The 23,338-nt window shown below is 71.2% G+C and carries 15 protein-coding genes; all 15 read right to left on the reverse strand.

Going from position 1 to position 23,338, the window contains the following annotated elements; genetic code table 11:
- Positions 1-27 precede the first annotated feature (27 nt).
- From P2Q00_RS48935 to P2Q00_RS49005, 15 genes are read right to left on the reverse strand one after another with little or no spacing between them, the layout of a single operon-like run.
- On the reverse strand, positions 28-2,166 hold the full coding sequence (locus tag P2Q00_RS48935) for a hypothetical protein (protein ID WP_275781488.1): 2,139 nt from the start codon (positions 2,164-2,166) through the stop codon (positions 28-30).
- Positions 2,166-5,963 (reverse strand): putative baseplate assembly protein, encoded by a 3,798-nt coding sequence (locus P2Q00_RS48940; protein ID WP_275781489.1) that lies wholly within the window; start codon positions 5,961-5,963, stop codon positions 2,166-2,168. Before P2Q00_RS48940 ends, P2Q00_RS48935 begins: the two co-directional genes overlap by 1 nt.
- Entirely contained in the window at positions 5,960-9,076 is a 3,117-nt protein-coding gene (locus tag P2Q00_RS48945) for a putative baseplate assembly protein (protein ID WP_275781490.1), read from the reverse strand. Before P2Q00_RS48945 ends, P2Q00_RS48940 begins: the two co-directional genes overlap by 4 nt.
- Entirely contained in the window at positions 9,073-9,462 is a 390-nt protein-coding gene (locus tag P2Q00_RS48950) for a GPW/gp25 family protein (protein WP_275781491.1), read from the reverse strand. Before P2Q00_RS48950 ends, P2Q00_RS48945 begins: the two co-directional genes overlap by 4 nt.
- On the reverse strand, positions 9,459-9,794 hold the full coding sequence (locus P2Q00_RS48955; protein ID WP_275781493.1) for a hypothetical protein: 336 nt from the start codon (positions 9,792-9,794) through the stop codon (positions 9,459-9,461). Before P2Q00_RS48955 ends, P2Q00_RS48950 begins: the two co-directional genes overlap by 4 nt.
- Before the next feature lie 21 nt (positions 9,795-9,815).
- Positions 9,816-10,355, reverse strand: a complete 540-nt coding sequence (locus P2Q00_RS48960; protein WP_275781495.1) for a phage baseplate assembly protein V — start codon at positions 10,353-10,355, stop codon at positions 9,816-9,818.
- Positions 10,356-10,388: 33 nt separating this feature from the next.
- On the reverse strand, positions 10,389-11,528 hold the full coding sequence (locus P2Q00_RS48965) for a hypothetical protein (protein ID WP_275781496.1): 1,140 nt from the start codon (positions 11,526-11,528) through the stop codon (positions 10,389-10,391).
- Positions 11,521-11,874, reverse strand: coding sequence for a LysM peptidoglycan-binding domain-containing protein (locus tag P2Q00_RS48970; protein WP_275781498.1), 354 nt, complete (start codon positions 11,872-11,874; stop codon positions 11,521-11,523). Before P2Q00_RS48970 ends, P2Q00_RS48965 begins: the two co-directional genes overlap by 8 nt.
- 10 nt (positions 11,875-11,884) lie before the next feature.
- Positions 11,885-12,571 (reverse strand): hypothetical protein, encoded by a 687-nt coding sequence (locus P2Q00_RS48975; RefSeq protein WP_275781500.1) that lies wholly within the window; start codon positions 12,569-12,571, stop codon positions 11,885-11,887.
- A complete protein-coding gene (locus P2Q00_RS48980; RefSeq protein WP_275781501.1) occupies positions 12,568-13,260 on the reverse strand; it encodes a hypothetical protein in 693 nt (230 codons plus the stop codon). Before P2Q00_RS48980 ends, P2Q00_RS48975 begins: the two co-directional genes overlap by 4 nt.
- Positions 13,261-13,306: 46 nt before the next feature.
- The gene (locus P2Q00_RS48985; protein ID WP_275781502.1) at positions 13,307-19,897 is read right to left on the reverse strand and encodes an eCIS core domain-containing protein; all 6,591 of its coding nucleotides are present in this window, start codon (positions 19,895-19,897) and stop codon (positions 13,307-13,309) included.
- Complete coding sequence (locus P2Q00_RS48990) at positions 19,894-20,190, reverse strand: hypothetical protein (protein ID WP_275781504.1); 297 nt, start codon at positions 20,188-20,190, stop codon at positions 19,894-19,896. The genes P2Q00_RS48985 and P2Q00_RS48990 overlap by 4 nt, the downstream gene beginning before the upstream one ends.
- Positions 20,181-22,130, reverse strand: a complete 1,950-nt coding sequence (locus P2Q00_RS48995; protein WP_275781509.1) for an ATP-binding protein — start codon at positions 22,128-22,130, stop codon at positions 20,181-20,183. Before P2Q00_RS48995 ends, P2Q00_RS48990 begins: the two co-directional genes overlap by 10 nt.
- 32 nt (positions 22,131-22,162) lie before the next feature.
- Positions 22,163-23,020 carry a Pvc16 family protein gene (locus P2Q00_RS49000; protein WP_275781506.1) on the reverse strand — a complete coding sequence of 286 codons (858 nt, stop codon included), beginning with the start codon at positions 23,018-23,020 and terminating at the stop codon, positions 22,163-22,165.
- A 60-nt stretch (positions 23,021-23,080) separates the two neighbouring features.
- The gene (locus tag P2Q00_RS49005) at positions 23,081-23,212 is read right to left on the reverse strand and encodes a hypothetical protein (RefSeq protein WP_275781508.1); all 132 of its coding nucleotides are present in this window, start codon (positions 23,210-23,212) and stop codon (positions 23,081-23,083) included.
- Positions 23,213-23,338 lie beyond the last annotated feature (126 nt).

Consider the following 23,338-nt stretch of genomic DNA (forward strand, 5'->3'; position numbering starts at 1 on the left):
TGCGGGTGTGTCGTACGGCGGCACTGCTCATGTCACGAAGAAGATCCCGGCGTCGGCACCGGCGGGCGTGTACTCCGCGAGCCGCGCACGCAGTCCGTCCTCGCGCTGCGGCCGGTACAGGTCGTGGAAGGCGCCCATCTCGGCACCGTCGTCGGAGCCGCGCCGGATCTCCTCGACGCACCGGTCGGCCAACTGCCCGTACCAGGGCGTCCCGTAGCGCACCGATGCGAACAACGGCCGTACGTCGGTGCAGCGATGGCGTCGCGGGGTGCGCGAGCCGGCGGGGACGGCCGAGTACCGCAGGCAGCCGATGCCGCGCCGGGCCACGTGCAGCTTTCCCGTGAAGACCGAGTTCTCGGCGATCTCCACCGCATGGGTGTGGACTTCGCCGATGACGGTCGTGCGGTGCACATGGAGGACGGCGTGGGCGTGGCGGCAGTCCGGGGCGGACAGGGCCTCGCGGTCGTGTCCGGTGGCGTCCAGGATGCTGTCGCGGAGGTGGATGTCGAGAGGGTCCTCGCTGACCTCGTCGCCGATGACCTCGATGGTGCCGAGGATGCTGTGCTCGACCTGGAGGCAGGCGCTGGTGCGGTCCAGGACGATGCTGGGCTCCTCGGGCGAGTGCGGCTCGCACTCGGGCTCCAGGGACCAGCCGGGGACGAGCGTGCTGTGCCGTACGACGACCGCGCCCATCGGGCCGGTGACGTTGATGCCGCGCCCGGCGACGAGCAGCCCGTCGAGGACGATCCGCGGACGCTCGTGCGGGGCGCAGTCCTCCGACACGGCACGGATGTTGAGGGCGTCGGGCCGGTTGCTGTACCAGTCGAGCAGCCGGATCACCGGCCGCGTCCCCTCGGCGGCCCGCAGCTCCAGCCGGTCGCCCGGGTCGAGGTCGAAGTCCAGCTGCTCCTGGTAGGCGCCGCTGTGGGTGATCTCGATGATGCCGTCGGGTCCGGTGCGATCGGCCCGGCGGTCGTGCTGCCAGGCCCGGTAGGCGTCCATGATCTGGCGGTACGGCTGTCCCGGTCCGACCCGGTAGAAGGCGGCGTCCGGCCGGTCCACGCGGTCGGGCCGCTCGTACTCGCCGCCGCCCATGTCGGCGCCGTACGCGTAGTGGTAGTCCACCCAGACGCCCTGCCGGGGCGCCGAGCGCGCCCCGAACGCGATCCGCCCGAGCTCCGGGTCGACGGCGACCTGGCCGCGCTTCGGCCGATAACGCCAGTCGGAGAGATCCGTCACCACGATGTCGGACGGCGGTACGGGTTTGTCCTCGCCGTCGCGCCGGATGACGAAGCTCTTGCCGGGGCCGTAGTAGTCCAGCAGCCGGTCGTGGAGCAGACGGCGGGTGATGAACGCCGGGACATTGTCGACGGTAGCGATGTGGGTGGGCGAAGGCTCCGGGACCGGCTTGGTGACCAGGGGGCTGTCGTTGCCGAGGATCGAGAAGGTGTAGAGGTTGCGGGCGCGGTCGATGCAGTACGCCGGAGAGGACGTCAGCGGGTACGCCTTGAGCCGCCAGACGAAGAGGGCGACCCCGACGGGACTCCAACCGCCTTGTCTGCGCGTGGAGTTGGCGCGGCGGACGTCGACCGTGCGGGCCGTGGTGTCGAACGGTCCGCCGGCGAGGGCCAGTGCCGAGCCGTCCCGGAGGTCGACGAGGCGGCCCCTTCCGGTGTCCCGGTACAGCTTCACCGACTGGTTGTGGGCGACCAGCCGGGACAGCTCGACGGCGCGGGCGGGATAGTCGGCGACCTGCTCGGAGATCTCCTCCAGCAGGTGCAGGGTGCCCTTGCGGCGCCGGTTGGCGACCGTGGCGGCCACGTCGGCACGCGGCGCGATCGCCTCGGCGAGGGCGTCACGGCCCCCCTCGTGCAGGCCGGTGGTGAGAACACGCTCATAGCCGGGCAGGGTGCGGTAACCGACCAGGTCACCCAGGTACGGCAGCACCCAGGGGGCCGCCGTCTCCACGAACAGGTCCTCGTAGCCCTGCTCCACGCCGTCGCGGACCCGGTCGAGCTGCTCGGCGATCACCGCCAGCAGCGCCCGCAGCGGCTCGCCCTCCTCGGCGTCGCGCAGGAGGTGCCAGCGGGGCAGCAGCGCGGCCAGACCGTCGGGCTCCCGGGAGGTCACTGCGGCCTCCGTGTCGAACTGCACGTCCGGGGACATCACTTGACCTCCGTGAGGATGAGGGTGTCCGCGGCCCGCGGCGACAGCAGGGCCAGCTGCGCGGGGCGGATACCGCGGAAGACGAACACCGACCGGCCCTCGTGCAGGCGTTGGGTGTCGGTGATGTCGGGGTTGAGGCGCAGGAGTTGGGTGAGCGGAATGCCGTAGCAGTGGCAGATCTCCGACAGCGTCTCGCCGTTCGCGGCCCGCACGGTGTGGATCTTCTCGTCGTACGTCGCCGGATGGGCAGGGACGCTGGGCCTGGGCTCCCCGGGGTGGGCGAGCAGCTCGGCCAGCTCCTTCGGCGTGGCGGAAGCGGGGACGCCGGTGAAGACGTCGACGTCCACATAGTCGACGCCGGGCACGGTGTGGGCCGTGGCGAGGAGGTCGGAGAGGCGGGCGGGCTGCCCCAACTCCCGTCCCTCGTAGCCGAGTCGGCGCAGCAGTGCCGCCCGCAGCCGGGGCTCGACGTACTCCCAGGCGTGGTCGGGAGCGACCTTCACCTTGGCGGAGACGAGCAGCAGGACCAGCTCCCGTACATCCACGCGGACCGGCAGGTTGGGATCGCCGTACTCGGTCAGGGCCCCGCGCAGGGCGCGCAGGGTGTCCGAGTCGCCGTCGAGCGGCACGTCGTCCGTACCCGCGACGGTCACGTGCAGTACGCGCCGCCGCCCGTCGAAGAGTTCACGCGCGGCGGCCCGCCCGATGCCGGCGCGGGAGCGGGCGAAGTCCTCGTAGTCGGCCTCGGAGACGAGCCGGTCGAGGGCGGAGACTGCAAGGGGGATCGTACGGCGGGTCAGGCCGGGTCCGTCCGCGTCCGCGCCGCCCGCGGCCGGGCGCGGGTTGGTGACGGCGGTGACGCCGAGCGGGCGGGTGAGGGGCTGGGTGATCCGGTCCGCCGGGACGTTGGCCGCCTTGCCGGTGCCGAAGCGGTAGCGGGCGTGGACGTTCTCGTGGCCGCTGGGCAGACGGGCGCCGTGGATGCCGTCGCCGAAGGTGACCGTCGTACGGCCGTCGGAGGCGGTGCCGCTGATGTAGACGCGCTCGTTCGGGCCGCGTCCGGCCAGGCTGTCCACCTGGTGCCACAGGACGCCGTCGACCCGGATCTCCAACACCGGTGTGGCGCCGAGGGGGTTGTCGTCGGCGAGCCAGGTCAGCGGGGACTGCCAGAGTGCAAACGTCTGGTTGACCCGCTCCGAGTCACCGCTGCCGATGGCCTCCTCACGGCTCTCGCCGTGGGTGGCCTCGACGACATTGCCCAGGATCCGGACCGTCTCGCGGCGGTAGCGGTGGGCGAGATCGGTGGTCAGGACCAGGCGGGTGTGGACGCGGTCGCCGGGCAACTGCGGGTCCACGGTCGCATCGGCGGCGTCGATCGTGACGACCTCGGTGGCGGTCACACCGGTCGTCCCGGGGATGTCGCTGCGCTCACCGCTGACGATGAGCGTGCGCCCGGGCCGCAATCCGTCGTACAGCTCGGCGAGTTCGATCTCGTTGCCGTGCACCTCCTCGCCCAGCGGTTCGTCGGCCAGGCGCAGTGGCTCGCCCCCGGCGTACACGGTGGTGTCGCGGATGTGCGACAGCAGCACGTCGAACTCGTCCAACCACGGGTCGGCGAGGGTGAGTTCGGTGCCGCGGCCGGTGATGCCGTAGTTGGTGTACGCCGCCGTACGCGCCGCCACGACCTGGGTGGTGACGAACGCGAGCCCGGGGTCGCCGGGTATGCCGTTCTGGGCGCCCTTGGCGGGGCGCTGGACGGCGACCCAGCCGCCGACGGTGATGCTCGTGTGCACGCTGTCGAGCTGCAGCACCCGGCGATTGACGGGTGCCGGCTTGCTGGCGATGACTACCTCGACGTTCGGCTCGGTGCTGCCCACCGTGTAGCGCAGGCTCACCTCGTAGTCGCCATGGGTGAACTGCACGGGGCTGCCCGGGTGCAGGGTTTCCTCGCGCGGCGTGCCGTTGTTGATGCCGACGTGGATCAGACCGTCCTCATCCGGCCGACCCACGAACAGCGTGCGCTCGGGCAGTCCGGCCCGGAGGCGGACGGTGACGCCGGGCTCCTGGGAGTCTGCCGGACGGCGCGTGAGCCAGCTCAGATCCCGGTCCTGGGCGGCCCGGGTCGACAGATCGACCTGCCCCGGTCCGAGCGCAAAGCTGACCGGCTGGGCGATCGGCAGGGTCACCGCCTGCTGCGCGGAGCTGTTGCCCTCGACATACTGGAACTCCGCCCGCACCGGCGCCTTGCCCGCGGTGTCGTAGACGATCCGTATCCCGGTCAGCACGGCCCCCGTCAGCGGCCAGTCCGCGGACCGGATGACCCGGCCCTTGTCGTCCTGAACGGGCTTGAGCGGCGCAGTGGCGCCGAACGGGGCCGCACTGACCCGCATCGCAAGCAGAGCACGCAACAACTGCACACCGGTCGACGCGGCAGCCTTCCGCCAGGCGGGATAGAGACTGCCGAGCCCGGGATGGAGAGCCGCAAGCAGCCGAGCGGTGTCGGTCCCGGGAAGCTGTGTGCCGGTGGCGGCGGAGGGGGCGGGACTCTGGGCACGCAGGGCCGGAAGGACAGCCGCCAGCGCATGAAAAGCGGCGGCGCGCGGATTGCTTTTAAGGGGCGCGGGGAACTGCGCGACCAGCCCCAACGGCGCCGCAGACACCAACCCACCCACCGAGGCACTCTCAGACGTGCCCTGCGCAGGAGCCAACGCCAGTGCCCGCGCACCGAGTTCGGCAAGAACAGCCTGCAACTGCTCAAACCACGCAGCGACATCATCCCAAGGCTCAGCCAACACCTCAGCCTCACCGAGCCGCGCAACAGGCTCCGCCAGAACCGCAGCAAGACTCTCCGGCGTCTTCACCCCGTCCAGGGCCGCCCGCAGCGGCGCGAGTACCTGGCCGTCGAAGTCCTCGATCAGGCGGCTGACAGGCCGCGGATTGGGCACCTCGGGTGTAGGCGGCTCATCGCCGGGCTCACCGGGGACGGACGGCTCGGCGACCCACAGCCGCACCTCGCCGACAAGCTCCTTCAGCGTCGCAGGCGCCGACTTCGGCAAGGAGATCGCCGTGATGTCGTCATCACGATCGATCCGCACGCCCGCGACGGGCAGCAACTTCCGCTCGCCACCCGCCTGTTCACCGAAGACAAACAGCAACTGATCCCCGGTCTGCAGAGAGTTGGCCGTGCCCTCGACAAACAGCTCAGGGCGACGCTCCAGGTCCTCGGGCGTCACCAGCGACGGCCGCCGCCGACGCACCTTCAGCTCGTTCCAGTCCCAGCGGGCGGTGAGGTCCCGGCTCGTCTCGAAGGTCAGCGACTCCTCGTCGGCGGAGGCGGGCACGCTGTGGGCGCGCGCCCCACGCGGGATCACCACGGACAACGCCTCGGCACGCGGATCGCGTTCGAGGCTGTACGCAAGGTGCGTGGCGGCGGCGACACCGGGCCGCGGCCGATGTCCGACGAGCCGCCCCAGCAGCACCAGCGAGCGGTGCTCGTTCGCCGTACGGATGTAGGCCTCGTCGGCGATCCGCTCCGAGTGGAAGGTGAGCAGGTCACCGAGGACGGCGGTGGCGTCGAGGAGGCCGATCGCCGGGTCGTCCGGGGTGCGGACGGTGAGCCCCTCCAGGGCCGGGTACGCGGGCGAGGCGAGCCGGTCGAGGAGGGCGGCCAGGAAGGAGCCGTACTCGCCGACGCGGTAGTCGAGGGCGGTGCGGCCGGGCGGGTTGTGGATCGGGGCGGGCGCGAGGCGCTCGTCGTTGCCGCCGCAGCCGCAGGTGCACTCATCGGTGGCAGTCATCGGGCCGCACCTCCCAGGGATATCGCCAGCAGGCCGTTCTCCGGCCGGTCCGGGTCGTTGTCGCAGGTGGCGATCTCCAGCGGGCCGAGCCGCAGCACGCCGTCCTCCCTCTCTCCTCGGTCCTGCTCGAACAGCCGCCGCAGCCGGGCGACCTGGACGCTCTGCACGCCCGGTACGGCCGCGGCGACGGCGACGAGACGGCTGAGCCGTACGGGTTCGCCGAAGGTCAGCGCGTCCGGGTGGAAGAACCCGAGCCGCCCGTCGGCCAGGCGGCCGCTGCCGAGCACGCGGTACAGCTCGGCGAGGATCTGCCCGTGCTGGTGGCCGGGGGCGGCGCACACGCGCAGCTCGATGTCGAGCGGCACCGGACGGGCCGGGCCGACCACGAGGTCGTGGCCGATGCGCCGGTACGCCTCCAGGGACTGCTCGACCTGTGCGAGCAGTTCGGCCGACGGTTCGGCGCCGCCGTACGCGTCGATCGCGATGTGGGCCTCCTGGACGCTGCCGGTCCAGCGGATCTCGGCGGCGGCCCGCTGCACACCCGGCAGGGCGCAGGCAAGGTCCGCGTAGTCCTCGGCGGTGACCGCCCGCAGTCGGGTGCGGCGCAGGTCGAGCGGCGCCAACTGGCGTGCCTGCTCGACCGGTTCGGGCTCGACGCCGCCGGTGGCGGGCAGCGGGTTGCGGACCACGGCGGCCGGCGGCTGCTCGCAGTCGCTCTGGATGACCAGGTGGTTGATGGCCTCCGCGCCCACGTTGCCCGCGATGCCGCCGCCGAGCCGGTGGTGCAGAGCGAGCCTGGCACCCGCCGCCGGCTTCGCGCCGTGCCGCCCGTCGCCGAAGCGGAGGGCGAGACGGCCGTCGTCCTCCAGCTCGCCGACGAAGTGCCGGTCGCGGGGGCCGCTGTGCAGCAGGTCACGGCGGGGCGCCCAGGTCAGGTCGCCGTCCTCGACGCGTACGGCGGGCAGGGCGCGACGCGGGTCCTGGGCGAGGGCGGCGGTCGCGGAGCCACGCAGCACCGGCTCGTCGGGGTGCAGTCCGGCCGCGTACGCCGGACCCCAGCTGTGCGCGATCTCCCAGGCGATGTGCCCGTCGAGGACCGTGCCGGCACGGGCCCGGGACGCGAGGACCGCCACCCGGCGCAGCTTGGTGTCAAGCAACTCGTCGTTCCTGTGCAGGAGTTCACGCAGAGCACGCACGGGATGCATACGCAGCTCGAACCGCTCGATGACCTTCAGGCCGTAGATGACGGTGAGTTCGTCGATCTCCTCGTCGGCGAGCCCGTCGCGGTCGCGGGCGCTGCGCCACAGCTCGACGAGCCGCTGCCGGACCCTCCCCGGGATCGCGGCGATCCGCTCGGCCTGACCTGCGGCCACGGCCTCCGCATCGGGGAAGGCCACCGCCTGCACGACGGGCGCACGCCCGAGTACGGGCCGGAACCGCGGCACGATGCCCGGGTAGACGGACTGCGCGAGCAGGGTGCGCAGGGCGGCCGCCTGGGCGTACGCAGTGCCGGGCACCACACGCTCATGCCGCTGCCCGGCGCGCTCCAGACCGATTCCGGCGCGTAGGGTCGCCGCCTCGCCGACCACCTGGAACAGCTCGCGGACATCGTCGGGTGCGAGGGCTTCCCCGCTCTCCGCACTGTCCGTGAGGGAGTTGATGAGCCGGGCAGATGCGTTGCCCTCTTCACGGTCGTAGCAGCCGAACTCGGGCGGGTCGCAGGGCGCGACGACGGCCGGCTCGGGCGGCACGGTGGCGGTCTGCGGGAGTCCGGTGAGGGTGCGGCCGTGGTCGACGAGGACGACGTTGCCGCGCGCGAGGGTCACGTCCTCGACGGGCAGGCAGTCGCGGCCGCCGCGCGTGGTCAGGCAGAACGGGGTGCGCAGGGCGTCCTCGGTGGCCCAGGTGACCTCCAGGACCGGCTGGTCCTCGATACGGTCGATGCCCGGGGTGACGGAGGTGAGGCGCACGGCCTGGCGGTGGCTCGGATCCTGATCTCCGGGGGTGCCGGTGCGCGGGCCCTTCACCTCCTCCAGGATCAGCAAGTCACCCGGTGCGAGAGCGAGTTGACGGTCGCGGCAGGTCTCGGGGTCGTCCCACTCGTCCCGCAGCGTGGCGGAGGTCGCGCCCTTCGGGAGGGTGCACACCTCGCCGCCCCAGGTCCACAGGCGGATCGCGTTGTGGGCGGCCTTCAGCTCCAACGGGTCGGCGGCGACCACCGGTTCGAAGACCTCGACCGAGCCGCGCTCGTCCAGGTCGCCGAGGTCGATCTCGTCGATGACGGTGCCCGGTTCGGGCCGGTCGTGCGGGTCGAGGGCGCGGACGTCGACGGAGGCGAAGCGGAAGGTACCCGCAGCGAGCGTGGTGTCACCGGCGGTCTGCACGGTGACGTACGCGCGTGCCGTGCAGCCGTCGTGCATCGCGTAGTCGATGAGCCGGACATGCCGCCGTACGGAGACCCGGCGGCGCGCGGTGTCGAGGTAGGCCTCGGTGGCGACCGCGTCCTGCTGATAGCTGATCTGGTCACCGGTGTACGCGAGCAGTTCGACGAGCGTGACGCCCAGGTCGGCGGGGTTGCGCTCGACCCAGTCGGGGGTGGTGAGCGCGAGCCGGTCCAGGAGCAGTTTGCGGATGGTGTCGTAGTCGCGGGCGGTGTAGTCGACGACGGGCGCGGCCGGGAAGTCCGGTGCCTCCTCCCCGTCTCCCTTGCAGTCGAAGGGAGACGGGCAGTCCGGCCGGAAGGAGAAGGAGGCGCGGTGATAGCGCTGGTCGAAGCCGCGGAAGGGTTCCGTTCCCGGCCGCCCGTACGGGTCGGTCTCGACCAGCGCGAACACATACCGCGAGGTGTCGCCGGCCCGGTCGAGGGTGACGTAGAGCCGGTCGTCGAGCTCCGGGTCTTCCTCGCGCTCGACGCTGACGTCGACGGCGGTGATGCCGGTGATGCGGCGGCCGCCGTCGATCCGGACATTCTCGGGGCCGAGGCCGTGCGGGGCCTTGCCGAGGAAGGTGACGGTGAGCAGCAGCCCGTCGTCCCCGACCTCCACCGCGTCGACTCCGTTGAGCTGAGCGGCTCTCACCTTGGCGCGGCGGGAGGTGGTCGTACCCGTGCTCATGCCGCCCTCCCTTCGAAGACGTCGTCCGTCCGGGCTCCGGTGGCCCGCAGGACGTACGACAGATGGACGCGTACGACGTTCTCGTCGCTGACGACGTCCAGGGCGACGACGTCGATGAGGTCGCCGAGCCAGCGCTGCAGCGAGGCCTGCACGGAGAGTTCGAGGGTGCTGACCAGCTCGGGGCTGTTCGGGGCGAAGACCAGGTCGAGGAGCCCGCAGCCGAAGTCGGGGCGCATCACGCGCTCACCGGGGCTGGTGAACAGCAGCTGCTCGATCAGGTCGTGGACGTGCGCGGCGTGGTCGGCGTGCGCGGTGCGGCCCCGGCGGTCGGCGCGGAAGGGGAACGCGATGTCGGTGCGCGGGTGGCTGCGCGTATGACGGCTCATCGGACGGTGACCTTTCGCTGTGCGGCCTGGACCACGGGCGGTCCCTGCGGCACGAAGGCCGCCGTGAAGCACTCGGCTGCGGAGGTGTCGAGCAGCACAGCGGCGCCGTCGACGGTGACGCCGGTGCCGTCGGCGGTCCAGCGGACCGAGACGCACGGCGAGGGCACCCCGGCGACGGAGTGCGGGCAGCCGATGACGACGTACGCGTGCGCGCCCGTGGCGACGGCGGCGCCCCCGATGCGTACGGCGCCGGAAGGGGTGGTGGCGGCGGTGACACGACCGCCGTGCGGGCAGCCGATCACGGCGCTCGCATCGAGCAGACTCCCGGACAACTTCTCTTCTCCCCCGTGTTGCTAACGCTTCGACTGCACGGTCAACTGGCCCTGGTTGATGGTGACGTGATCGCCCTGCAGCAGGATTTCGGCGCCCGCGCCGTTCGCGATGATCACGGTTTCCTTGGTGATGCGGATGTAGGCACCGCCCTGGGCCTGCAGCAGGATTCCCTGCTCGGCTCCGGCGGTGTCGTTCATGACGAGCTTGTGCGCGCCCGGTGTCTGCACGACGACCGGTTTGCTCGGCGAGTTGGCCTGCAGCTCGCGGCGCGCGTCGGGCGGCAGTTCTGCGGCAGCCCCGTACCAGCACCCGGTCCACACCGGGAAACTGGGATCCCCCTGCTCGAACTCCACCCACACACCGGCCCCCGGCGGCGGCACCACGAACTGCCCGGACTCGGGCCCGGTGAACGGCAGACAGGGCAGCGCCCAGGTGGACGGCTCGTCACCGAGGACGTCCGGGACCTCGACGGTGATACGGCCGATGCGCATCGGGTCGTTGTTGTCGACGACCCGGCCGCGGAACTTGCCGAGGTAGCGGTTGTTCGCTGCTGCCGCCATGCTGAACTGCTCCTGCTCCTGAGTGATGAGGTGTTACGGCCGGACGGTGTCGTTGAGGGCTTCCAGTCCCTCCCTGGAGAGGGTGAAGTTCTGCTGGAAGGACCCCGGACGCAGGTTGTGCGTGACGGACTTGACGTAGTAATCGCCGTCGTACGCCCGTCCGGAGCCGCGCACGCCCACGAGCTGGCGGGGTTGCAGGATGTACCCGTGCCGGTTGACGTCGAGCGATCCGGACCCGGAGACGACGTCCGCCGACACGGCAGCCCGGGCGAGGAGCTCGGCCTCGGCCTGCTCGCGCTGCTGCTTGGCGGTGCCGGAGAGGGTCCTGCGTTTGAGCGCCGGGGTGGGGCGGCGGCCCAGGGGCGGGCGCAGGGGGCTGATCGACGGCTGGGGCAGCAGGGTGGACACCCGGGTCCCCGGGTCCTGCCAGCGGGCCTGCGGCTCTTCTCGCGCAGTCCCGTCATACGCAAAGGTGAGCTGGTCCACGGTCGTATTGGCGTCCATGTTGACGTTGAGGGCGTGCTGACGGATGCCGAGGCGGACTTCCGGCCCCCAACGGGCGGACGACTGGCCCGGGTTGGGGCCGGGTTCGAGATAGAAGGTGTAGCCGTTGGCCCGGGCGAGATCGGTGAGGTACTGGAGATCGGTACCGGTCTGGTAGTGCACCCGCAGATCCTGGTGCGGCGGCTGCGCGATCTTCTCGGCGTAGACATCGGGCCGGATGCCGTAGTCGGAGTAGCGCTGCAGGATCGCCAGCGCCCGCTGCGAGGGCGGCAGGTTGGGGTAGCGCGCGGTGCGTTCCTCCAGGTCCATCAGCAGGGTGAGGTCCTCGCCGGTGACGGTGAGGGTGGAGTGGCCGGGCTGGTTGCTCGCCCCTACCTCCTGGCGCACGACGAGCCCGTCGAAGAGGACGTCCTGCGTCCCGCGCACGCTGACGGTGATGACGAGCCGCGTCTTCGGGTCGAAGAAGCCCTCCGGCAGCAGCCGCTGGTTGATGACGCCGGTCTTGGTGAGATCGAAGGCCAGCTGAAATCCACTGCGCTCCCCCGCCGTTGCGGTGATCTGCGCGGACAGCAGCGCCTCGGTCACCTCGGCCGGCACCGGCCGGACCAGCTTCGGCCCCATGAGGAGCGTGATGTGGACGGGGCCCTGCCGCACGGGCTGCTCAGACACGCCGGACTCCTCCGGGCTCGGGGATCTCGACGACCCGCCCGGCCTCGTCCGTCAACTCGCGTGGATCGAGTACGGGGTTGGCGTCGGCGATCCGCCACCACTGGCCGGGGTCGCCGACGTAGCGCTGGGCGAGCAGATCGGGCCGCTCGCCCGCGCCGACGACGTGTTCCCGGGTCTCCTGGGCGTCGAGCGGGGGCAGCAGGCGGCGTTTGGCGTACCGGACTTCGGTGCCGTCCTTCTGGATGTGTATGCCGATCTCGGCGTCGTGGTAACGGCTGGTCCGCGGGTAGGGGTGGGCCCCCGGTATCGCGCTCAGGGCACTCTCGTAGGACTCGATGTCAGCCATGAGGTCGGGCTCAGCCCCTTCCACTCAGTACGTCGGCACCCGGCAGCCCGAGGGCCCCGAGACTCCCGCCGCGCGCGGCGGCGGCGAGCCGCTCCTTCTGCGCGAGGTGGGCCATGTAGAGGTCGGCGCCGCGGTGCCCGGCGGGCAGGTCGCTGACGGTGAGGATCTTCATTCCGATACTCAGCGAGGCCCGTATCGGATTGAGATTCACGTCGAACGCGGACTCGTTGACGGACAGTTCGGTGAGCCGCACGGGCATGACCCGCTTGCTCCCCCAGGTGAACAGCGTGAGCGGCATCTCGATCGGGCTGATCTCGATGGTCCCGTTCGCCGCGAGCCGACTCGCGGCGCGGAGCTGTGCGGTGGTGGGCTGCACAAGCATCTCCAGCGTGGCGAGCTGGGGGTGGATCCCGTCGGGCGCAGCGATCTCCAGCTGATCGGTGGCGTCGATCTCGGCGGTGAACTTCCAGGTCTCCTGCGCCGGCCCCTTGAGCCTCAGCGCCTCGTTCCGGTCCCCGCTGCCGGCGCCACCGCTGGAAGCGTCACCGCTGTCCCCGGCGGACTGGGGCGCGATGCTGCGCTCCAGGGTGTCCGGGTTGAACTGCAGCACGATGATGCGCTGGGGGGTGCCGGTGTCGGGGTCGACGACGACGATGCCGGAGCGAATGGGTTTGGGGATGTCGGCGTAGCGGGTCACAGACGGGCCTCCAGCCGGCTGATGAGCGGTGCGTAGTCGTACTGCGGGAAGGCCGAGGGAAAGGTCCGCAGCATGGCCGTGAGGTTCTCCCGATGCCTCCGGAACTCAAGACCGCGCAATTCCACGTCGACGAACAGCATCTGCCAGCCGAAGGCACCCTTCGTCAGGCGCAGAGCCTCCAGATAGGCGCAGTAGTCGAGCTCCATCCGGAGGAATCCCTGGGTATTGGTGTCCTCTTCGTACAGGTAGCGGTCCTGGTACCAGATCTCCAACTGGTCCTTGTGCGGTTCGATCCGGATGTAGGCCGCCTCGCCCGTCGCCCTGGCGGGAGCGAAGTCGATCAATCGCAGCTCCGACATCAGGGAGCGTTCCGGTTCCGAGGCCAGGTCGTTGTAGCGCGGAGCGTCACGGAGGAGTGCCCGGTAGAGGTGCGGGAGGCAGAACTCGCCGTGCAGCTCCAGCTCGGGGTCCACGCAGTGCCATTGGCACGACAGGGACCAGAACCGCAGCGCGCAGTCCTTGAGTTCGGCGCTGAGCCGTACGTCCGCCCATTCCTCTTTCGTCCCGGACAGCGGGTCGAAGTCGGAGATGGGGAACGACAGGCTCTCCTTCTCGTCCGTCACCTCGAACAGGGGATTGGATTTCAGCTCCCTGATGGATTCGACCTGCTGCTCTTCGCTTCGTGTCAACGCTTCCATGTGTTCTGGCCTTCGATAGGAGTGGGGCTTCCCCCGTTCAGAATTGGAGACGGCCTGCCGTCTTCAGCTGGAGCAAGCGCTTCTTGATCTTGTCCAGCTTGAACCTCTGGTTGTACGCCTGCAACTTGTTCACCATGTCGACCTCGTTGACGAAAGGCCGCAGTTTCACGATCGCAGTCATGTGCGAATCCCTGGCCTCAAGGGCGAGTTTGAGACGGTAGAGGTCCTTCTCCGTGTTGACGTTGATGGTGCGGTGCTCGGGGAGAGTCGGCGGTTTCTCCATGTTGGAGATGGTGACTTCGTCCTCCAGCCCCATCTTGGTCCAGTGGGTATCACTCTCACCGCTGGTCCCGTCCTTCTGTTCGTACTTCCCCCATGCGGTGCGAAGGCGGCTGGGGAAACCCGGGGGTTGGGTGACGCGGTCGTCCGGAGCACGAAGTTCCGGGTGATAGGCGATCTCCACCTGATACCAGGCGATCCGGCTCCCGTTCTTTATCCACTTGAAGGCGGGTCCCTCGGTCGCCCGGAGTCTCATGTTCTGGTAGTGCCGCGCCGGTACGAGGTTCTGGTTCATGGTGTTGCCACCCAGTTCGGACGGCAGGAGATGGGTTCGGTCCCATTGTTCGCTGTCGTTCAGTGTGTTCTTGCCCAGGTAGCGGAATCCGATCGGATCGGGCGTCCGTGCGGTGTTCTTCGAGCCCTCCTCCGCGGCGAATCGCGCGTTGAGGTACTGGGAAGTGAAGTCAGCGGCGAGCGCATTGTCCCGGAATCGCGGCGACTTGACCGGCGGCAGGCCCTTCTTCCGGTGCGGCGCGTTCAGCCAGTCTTCCGGATTGGTCCTGTCACCCAGGTCGTCGCCATTGGTGTCGAAGCCCTGCTGCGGCGCCTCCGTACCGCCGATCACTCTGCCCTTCGGGTTGAGTTCGGCTTCGACCTCGAAGTGCGGCGGGTGATTCCGGGTCAGTGCGGTGAGCCGATACCAGATCCGGTACAGCTCGAGCCGCTGGAGGTGACGGCTGCGGGCGATTCCCTTTTCCAGACTGCTCTTTTCCTTCGGTTCTATCCGGGCGATGATCTTCCGCAGGCGCTCCTGCTTGGAGTCCTTCGAGTCCTCCTTCTTCTTGCGCCTGTCCTTGTCCCTCTTCGACTTGGGCCTGCCGGGCCTTTCCCTGTCGGGCTTGTTCTTGGGCCGGCGGGGATCGCGCTCGTCCGGTTTCGGCCTGCGCGGCTTGCCGTCCTCGTCGTGCTTGGGCTTCTTCGGGTCCTCGTCCTTGCCGTTCCTCGGCTTCTTCGGGTCCTCACCCTTGTCGCCGGGCCGCCTCGGCGGGGTCTCCTTGCCGGGGCCCTTGGGCCTGCCCGGCGTTTCCTCCTTGGGCCTGCCCGACTCGCCCTGCTTGGGCCTGCCGGGCTCCTCGGGCTTCGGCTTGTTCGTGCCCGGTGTCTCCCCCGTGTCCTTCGGGCGCTGGGGGGTCTCGTCCTTCGGCTTGTCGGGCGTGGAGTCCTTCGGCTTGTCCGGGGCGGTTTCCTTCGGCTTCTCGGGGGTCTTCGGCTTGGTCTCCGGTTCGGGCTTCGGCTTCGGACGGGGCTCCGCCTTCGGCTGGGGCTTCGCCGTCGGCGTGGGGCGGGTGTCCGGCTCGCCCGAGGGCCTGCCGGCAGGCCGGTCCTTCGGACGGGTGGTGCCCGTCGGTTCCGCCGGCTTGGGACGGGTCGGGGTGCCCGTGTCACCCGCGGTGGGCTTTCGGGTGGGAGCCGCTGCGTCCTTGGGGGCGCCCTCGTCCTCCGCTCCCCCGCCCGGACGCCTGCGCGGGCCCTCGCCCTCCCCGCCGCCACGGAACAGCTTCGCCGCGATGCCCTTCAGGCGGCGGCCCACCTTGGCGACGTACTTGCCGATCGCGCTGAGCAGGTACTGGTAGGCGAGTTCGAGCAGGGCGACGATGCCGGCCGCGACCGCCTTGGCGAACAGCAGGCCCGCGCCGCCCTGGCGGACCGCGCGCAGCCAGGACAGGACCGCGCCCATGGCCTGCAGAATCGCCCCCAGGGCGCCGATCGCCGTACGGATGGCGTCGATCACGGCCATCGCCCAGCCGGCGCCGGGAATCAGCTTCGCGACGACTTTGGTGATGACGATCTCGCCGATGATGAAGGGGAGTTGGGGGACGACCGCGTCCCAGGTCTCCTTCACGATCCGTTCGAGGGAGAAGCCGCCCTTGATCAGCTTGTCGATGATCGCCTTCGGTATGCCGAGGATCTCGTCGAGCTTCTCCTGGAACCACTGTTTGACCGCGGACTGGACCTCGCGGAACATGTAGTGCTTCGCACCGTCGACCGCCGAGTTCTTCGCGCCGCTGAGCCAGCCGCCCGGGTCGTCCAGGAAGTCGATCGCGATCATCATGAACTCACCGAGTGCGCCCAGGAGTTTGGAGGCGTAGTCGAGGATCGACTTGACCGCGTCGATGATCGACTTGATGACGTCCATGAGCATCTTCTTGAGGATGTTCAGGATGTCGCTGAGCATCTTGGCGAGCTGGTTGAGCAGATCGGTGACGAACTGCTTGAGCTCCGCCGCGAGCCGGGTGACGAGGGCGATCGCCGCCTCGATCAGGTCGGTGACGAGCTTCCGTATCCGCTGGGCCAGTTCGATGATCTCGCGGACCATCTCCACGGCGAACTCGATCAGATCGTCGATCAGGCTCTTGATCGTGTCGACGATGAACTTGCGGGCCTCGTTGATCCAGCGCTCGACCGTGTCCTTGAAGTTCTTGATGAAGTTGACGACCGCGTCACGAGCGTCCCGAATGATCTGGACGATCGCGTTCTTGATCTCGATGACCTTCTGCTTGATCCAGTCGAAGGCCTTGGTGAGCCAGTTGCCCGAGTCCTGGGCCGCGCTGTCCGTCTTGTTCTTCGCGTCCGACTCGGCCTGGTCGCCCTTGTCCTTGATCTGCTTGTCGCTGTCGGTCTTCTGCTGGGCGACGTCGTCGTCGGTCTTCTTCTCGTGGTCCTGGACGTCCTTGCGGACCTTGTCCGCCCGGTCGGTCTTCTTGTCGCCGAGCTTCTTGAGCGACTGGTCCTGCTCCTTGCGCCAGTCCTCCCGGTGCGCGGTGACCTCGTCGAGGGCCTTCGTGCGCCGGCCGGCCTGGTCGCCGGTGTTCTTCCGGATCCCCTCGTCGACCTGTTGACGGTTCTTGGTCTGTGAGTCCCGGGTGTCCTTGTCCTTGGTCTGGCGGCTGGTGGACATGCCTTTCTGGCCCTGGCTGAACGCCGCCTGGAACTCCGGACCCTTGTCGTGCTCGGCCACCACCGAGGCCGCGTCCGGGGGTACGGCACCGGTGACCGCCCCGCCGGGCACCGCGGCACCCTGGCCGCCGTCCGCGCCGGGCACCTGCCCCTTGAGTTCCTCCTGGGGAGCGTCGGGATAGACCTGGTCCTCGCCCATCGAGCGGCCGGAGTCGTCACGGGCCGTGTCGAGCGTGTCCTGGCCCTTGGTGTCGACGGCCTCGCCCTGCTCGTCGGACGTCTGCTGGGCCGCGCCCTGCATCTGCACGCCTGGCGCGTTGCCCGCCTGAGCCTGCTTCAGCGCCTCGTCCTTGGTGGGCAGTCCGGCGAACTTGGCGGCCAGTTCCTGCTTGTCGACGTGGAAGCCGAGCTTCTCGGCGAGCCAGCCGATGCCGAAGCCCAGCGCCATCTTGAAGGTCTGCCAGCCGCTCGGCTCCTCGGCCTTCTCCGCCTCGATCTGCCCCTCGGGCTCCTTGGCACCGGTGACCTGGGCGTTCTCCGCGTCGGGGGCCTGGGACTTCTGCGCCGGGTCCTGCGCGTACTGGGCGGGCGCATCGGTCTTCGGCTTGCCCTCAAGGGTCTGCGGGGCGCCCGCCGGACGCTGCATGGAGGGCGGTGCGGCGGCGAGCTGCTTGTGCTCGTCGCCCACGCTGCGGTCCACCGAACCGCTCACCCCGCCCATCGCCACCAGGGCCTTGTCGGGCTTCAGGGTGGCCGCCGTACTCAGGCCCGCCTCGGGTGAGACCTGGGAGAGGTTCGGGGCCGGTGCCGAGTCCTTCTTCCCCTTGCCCTGGCCGGCGGGCTTACTGGCGACGCCACCTGCCGACGGTGCGCCGGAGGCGGATGCCGTCTGCGGGGCGGCGGCCGGTGCCCGTTCCGGCTGCGGGGCGGCACCGACCGCGTCCTCGACGGCCTGGGCGGTGGACGTGGCATTCGCGGTCCTGGGTGCGGGCGCGGGCCGAGGCGCCGGCGCGGGTGCCTGTGCCGTCGCGGGCCGCGCGGGAGTGGCACGGTCCGGCTCCGGCGCCGCCCCGCTCTGCGCGCCGCTGGTCGCCGTCCCGGGCCGGTCGGCGTTGGACCCGCCGGTGAGCTGCGAGTCCCGCGCGGCCGGGGGCGCCGTGGCCTCGGCCTTGACGTCGCTCCCCGCGGCCGGCGCGGAGCCGGTCTGCTGCTCCGGCCGGCCGCCGGCGGTCTGCGGTGCGGCGGCCGTACCGCCCACCGCCTGCGGTGAGCCCTTCTCCTGGGCGGCCCCGCCCCGCTCCCCCGCGGCCGGGGTGCCCTTCTCCTCCTTGGCCGCCTGCTCCTGCCCGGCCCCGTCCGGCTTCGCCGACTGCTGGGCACCGGGAGCCTGCTGCACGGTGGTCTGCGCGGTGACGGGACCGGCCTTCGGATCGTCGGCGCTCTTGGGGTCCTGTGTGACGGAACCGGAGCTGGGCAGTGCGGTGGCCCGCTCCTGCGGGTCGAGCCCGGAGAGCAGGGTGTCCCCCGGCCCGCCCACCGTCTCGGGAGCAGTCGACGTGACCGGCTCGGCCGCCGGGGTCTCGACGGTGTCGTCCTCGACGTCCGCCTGGGCCGCCGCGTCCTCGGCGTCCTCCGCGTCGCGCTCCGCCTGTACCTGGTCGGCCTTGGTCGGCGGCGGCGCCGGGAAGTCCGGGCGGGACGCGCCGGCCTCCGCTCCCTTGTCCGCCGTCGGCACGCCGGACACATCGGGGTCCTGTTCCGGGAGGAAGTCCTCCGGCTGGAGGTCGATGTCCCAGGCGCTGGGTTCGGCGCCGCCGACCTCCACCTCCGAGGTGCTGTCGGAGAGCGCACCCTCGTCGTCGGCCGCCTCCTGATTGCCGTCGAGGTCCTGATTGCGTACGCCGTCCAGAGCGCTGGACGGGGTGGGCAGCGGGATGTCCGTGCCGGGCGCGGGCGAACCCGTCGGCCGGTCCGAGCCCCGCTTGTCGGCCTGCGGGATCTGCCGGCCGGCGGCGAACTGGTCGGCGGCACCGGGCCGGTTCCGCGCGGCGGACTCCTCCGCGCCGGCGACGGGGACGCCCTGCTCACCTGCGGCGTCCTGCTGCTGCGCCTCCTGCTGTTGGTCCTGCCCGCCGCCCTCGGCTTCCTGCTCCTGCGCCTGCCCGCCGCCCTCGGACGCCTCCTGCTGCCCGGCAGCCGACGGCTCCGCCGGCGCGGCGGCCGGGATGTCCTGCGCCTGCTGCCCGGCCGGGGCCGAGGTGTTCCGCGAGGGGGTCGCGTCCCGTACGCCGGCCGCCGGAGCCCCGCCTGCGCGCGCCTGGGACCCCGGCTGCTGCCGCCGGTCCCGGGCGTCGGACTCGGCCCGCTCGCGCCGGGCGCGCTCCTCGGACTCGGTCTGCCGCTGCTCACGGGTGCCGCCGTTCAGCGGGGTGCTTCCGGGGGCGCCCGGCCGCTCGGCCCGCTCCTTCTCCGGACCGGTCGCGCCGGCCGGGCGGTCCTGGCCGGCCCGGTCCTCCTGGGCCCGGCGCTGTGCGCTGTCCCGCTCGGCGCGCACCTCCTCCGCCGTGTCCGGCTCGACCTCGGGAGCATCGTGCGCGTCGCGCTCCACACGGTCGTCGGCGAAGTCGTCGTACGCCTCGATGTCGTCGACGAGGTCGAGTACCCGGTCGTGCTCCGGGCCGAGCAGTCGGCCCTCCAGCCGGTCGAGGACGCTGTCGAGCAACTCGGCGGGCAGTCCGGCCAGTTGGCGGCGGGTGCGCTGGGAGAGGTCCTCGGGGTCGCCGCGCAGGGAGCGTACGAGGGAGTTGGCGAGCCGGTCGACGAGGGTCGCCGGGTCGATCGCCTCCGCGCGCTGCCGGTCGGCGTCCACCGTCGCGTACCGCAGCCAGCCGGGGGTGGCCTGGCCCTCCTCGACCTGCGGGGCGGTCTCCTCCCGGACGGCCGCCTGCGCCGCTGTCTCCGCCTCCCGCTCGATGGCCTGCTGCGGCAGGCTGACGGCGCCGAGCTCGCGGCCGGCCCGCAGGGCGCCGAGGCCGTGCGGGTTCTGCACCGTGTGCTGGAGTTCGTGGGTGAGCAGCCGTCGGCCCTCGTCGGTGCCGGGCTTGAAGGCGCCCTCACGGAACAGGATGTCCTGACCGACGGCGACCGCGTCCGCGCCCAGCAGCTCGGTCAGCTGCCCGGCGTCCCGGCCGGTGTGCAGCCGTACGCGGCTCAGGTCGTGACCGAGCTGCTCCTCCAGCTCCCGCCGCAGACCGGGGTCGAGAGGCTGTCCGGCGCCGCTGACGATGTTCTTCGGCTCGGGCGCCCGGGACTTGGCGGCCCGCTCCTTGCGCTTGCGGCGCCGCTGCTCGGCCGACTGCTCCGAACTGGCGTCCTGGGTCTGGGAACTCACCGGCCCACCTCCCCGTGACCGCTCAGCCCCTCGTGCACGGCACGCGCCAGGTGCTGTCCGAGGCGCCGCGCGGAGAGCCCGGCGGGCAGGGGCGGCAGCCCGGTCAGCGCGTCGACGGCCAGGGGACCGTCCGCGGCCAGGGGCACTCCGTGCAGCCGTACGAGCCGGGTCAGTTCGCTCTCGAACGCGGCCGAGACGCGCTCGGGGTCGGCCCGGAAGCCGTCGAGCACCAGCTCGCCGACCTCGATCCGAATCGCCGAGGGCTCCCGGTCCCGGGAGGACGTCACACCCATCCGCGGACCTCCGTCGGCGTCAGCGAGCGCTCCAGCTTGAGGTACTCGGTGCGGGCGGCGGCGAGCATGTGCCGCATCTGCAGCCGGTCGCCCTCCTCGGCGGCGAGGAAGGCCCCGGACAGGGCGATGTTGCGGATCGAGCCGCCGGCAACGGTGAGCTGGGCGAGCAGCGCCGGGTCGATGTCCTTCACCGGGGCCTGTGGCGGCAGCACCCGCCGCCAGATCTCCGCCCGCTCGTGCTCGGCGGGGAAGGGGAAGTCGACGACGAAGCGGATGCGCCGCAGGAACGCCGTGTCGAGGGCGTTCTTCATGTTGGTGGTGAGGATCGCGAGGCCGCGGTAGGCCTCCATGCGCATCAGCAGATAGCTGACTTCCAAGTTCGCATACCGGTCGTGGCTGTCCTTGACCTCGCTTCGCTTGCCGAACAGCGCGTCGGCCTCGTCGAAGAGGAGCAGCGCGCCCCCTCTTTCGGCCGCGTCGAAGACCCGGCGGAGGTTCTTCTCGGTCTCTCCGATGTACTTGCTGACGACCTGCGAGAGGTCGATGACGAAGAGGTCGAGGCCGAGTTCCTTCGCCATGACCTCGGCCGCCAGCGTCTTGCCCGTGCCGGAGCCGCCCGCGAACATCGCGGTGACGCCGAGCCCGCGCCGCAGGGTGGCGGCAAATCCCCATTCCTGGTGGACGGTTGCCCGCTGCCGGACGTGCGCGACGATCTCCCGCAGCACACTCGTCTGCCGCTCGTGCAGCACCAGGTCGTCCCAGCCGGCCTGCGGCGCGATCCGCCGGCCGAGCTCGTCCATGCCGATCCGCGCCTCGTCGAGCCCGGCCCGCCAGGCGAGTTCGGCGGCGTCGTACTCGTCCTCGTGCGGCAGCCGACGGCGTACGGCGGCGGCCGCGGACCGTACGACATGCGGGGGCAGCTGGAACTGGGCGACGAGGGAACGGAGTTCGCCCTGGTCCAGGTCGATCTCCTCGAAGGCGTCCGCCCACAGGCCGAGCTGCTCCTCGTCGTCCAGCCGCGGCACGGCCACCCGGGCGCCGTACGAGCGCTCCGAACGCAGCGGGTCCTCGCTGGACACCACCACCGGTACGGCCGCCCCGGCGAGGAACGATTCGGTCGCCGCCCGCTGGTCGCGGTCCAGCTCGCCCGCCTCGACGAGCAGCGCGGCGGGCAGCAGGATCGCCTCGCGCTGCCACAGCCGGGCCAGCCGGTCGCGGTCGGCCGGGTCGGTCGGGACGTCCTCGGCACTCATGGAGTACAGGCCGAGCCCGGCGCGGGCCGCCGCGGCCGCCGAGATGTCGGCCCGGCTGCGCAGATCCCCGCCCGTCACTTCGACGAGCGGCGGCGCACCGGTCTCCGCCCCTGCCGTCCAGCCCTCTGCGAGCCGGCTCGCGGCCAGGTCGTACGACGGTGTCAGCGCCGCCGGCGGCGGGGTGCGGCGCAACTGCCCGTGCAGCCGGGCGTCCAGATAGGGCGAACCCAGCAGGAAGTGCAGGATCCGCTCGTCCAGCCGCAGCCGGGACGTGGTCAGCCGGGACTCGTCGTCCAGCTCGACGATCCGCCACCGCCTGAGCGGTGCCACCGGGGTGAGCGCGCTCCAGTGCGGTTCCGCGAGGGCGGCAAGGGCGAGGGAGAAGGTCGGGTACGCCCGCTCCGGGTCGCCGCAGGCCGCGGCACACCGGGCGGCGGCCGTGGGCTCCAGCTCGTGGGCGGCGGTGAGGAGAGCGAGGTCGCGCTCGAAGGGGGTGAGGCTGAAGCAGGCGACGAGGGCGTCCAGCGGGGCGGTGGCGGGGCCTTCGACGGGGACCACCTGGGCGCCGGGCGCACGGGTCTTCTCGGCGGACCGTGCCGCATGTGCGTCGACGCGGGCCAGGACGCGCCGGATCTCCGCGGTCAGCGTCGTCCCGCTCTCCTGCGCGCTGTGCTCGTACGCCCCCATGCCCTCACCTGCCCCCGTCGTCTCCATGCCGCTCAGTTCTCCGTGCTGTCGTCGCCGCCCTGGCCCGGGGCGGGCCTGGTGGCGCGGGGCGCCGCCTTGCGGGTGCGCACGGCCGACTTGGCGGTGGTCCTGGCGACGGTCTTCGCGGGGGCCTTCGTGGCCTTCTTGGCGGGTGCCACGGCGGGCGGGTCCGCCTTCTCGTGCACAACTTCGCCGGAAGTCACGTCATTTGACGGGACGTCAGCTGCTGTCTGCGCCCCCGGAGGGACCGGCGCGCCCGGCGCGCCGAACGGCAGCACCCGTACCTCGGGCCGCTCGACCGGCTTGCCCGCCACCGGGGTCTCCCGGCCGTCGATGAGGACGAGGGCCGCCTGGTAGCACACCGACAGGGTGTACGGCGTCTGGTAGAGCATGCCCCACAGCTTCGACGTCTCGTCGATGTCCATCACCGTCTGCGTGAACCGGACGCGCTGCGCCGACTCGGCGAGGTTGCTGCCCGCCAAGTAGGGCCGCTCTCCGGCGAGTTCGATGACGTCCTTCGGCAGCACCGGGATCTCGTGCAGTGTGCGCACCACGGAGCCGATCAGCCGCTGCCCGACCAGTTCCGTCTCGTCGCCGTACGCGGTGATCAGGAAGTTCAGGTCGAGCGCGGCGACGGGCCGCTTGACCAGGGTGCCGTCGGCCGCGCGCGTCGGCAGGTCGCTGTTGCGCAGCGAGGTGTCGGGCGTGACCTGGTACAGGAACACCGAGATGGTGGGCTCGGCCGGCGGGTCGGCCGGCGGCTTGCGCGGCTCGACCTTGACGGCCATGTCGATCTCCGGCCCCAGGTTGGACTCGATGAGCAGGGCGAGGGCCTGGGTGACATGCGCGAGGGCAAGTGCGTTGCTCATGGCGTCAGTTCCTCGGTTCCTCTCGGCCTGCTGGTCGTCGTACTGATCCGTGTTCGCCGTTCACCAGCGCCCCCGCGCCAGGTACTCCGCGAGGCTCAAGGTGGCCCCGGACCGCTCCTTCGCGGGCGTCCGCTGCCGCCCGCCGCCGACCGGTGCGTCGCCCGCCGTCACTTCGAGCCGCCCTATCTGCACCTGAACCACCTGCTCGGCAGCTCGGGCCGGCCGCCGGGCCCGTGTGCCGCGCGATCAGCCGATCGAAGAAGTCGGGGGAGTCCGGCGCGCCCTGGGTGTCAGACATCCGCACACAGCTCCAGGTAG

It is taken from the genome of Streptomyces coacervatus (genome assembly GCF_029223485.1).
GTDB lineage: Bacteria > Actinomycetota > Actinomycetes > Streptomycetales > Streptomycetaceae > Streptomyces > Streptomyces coacervatus.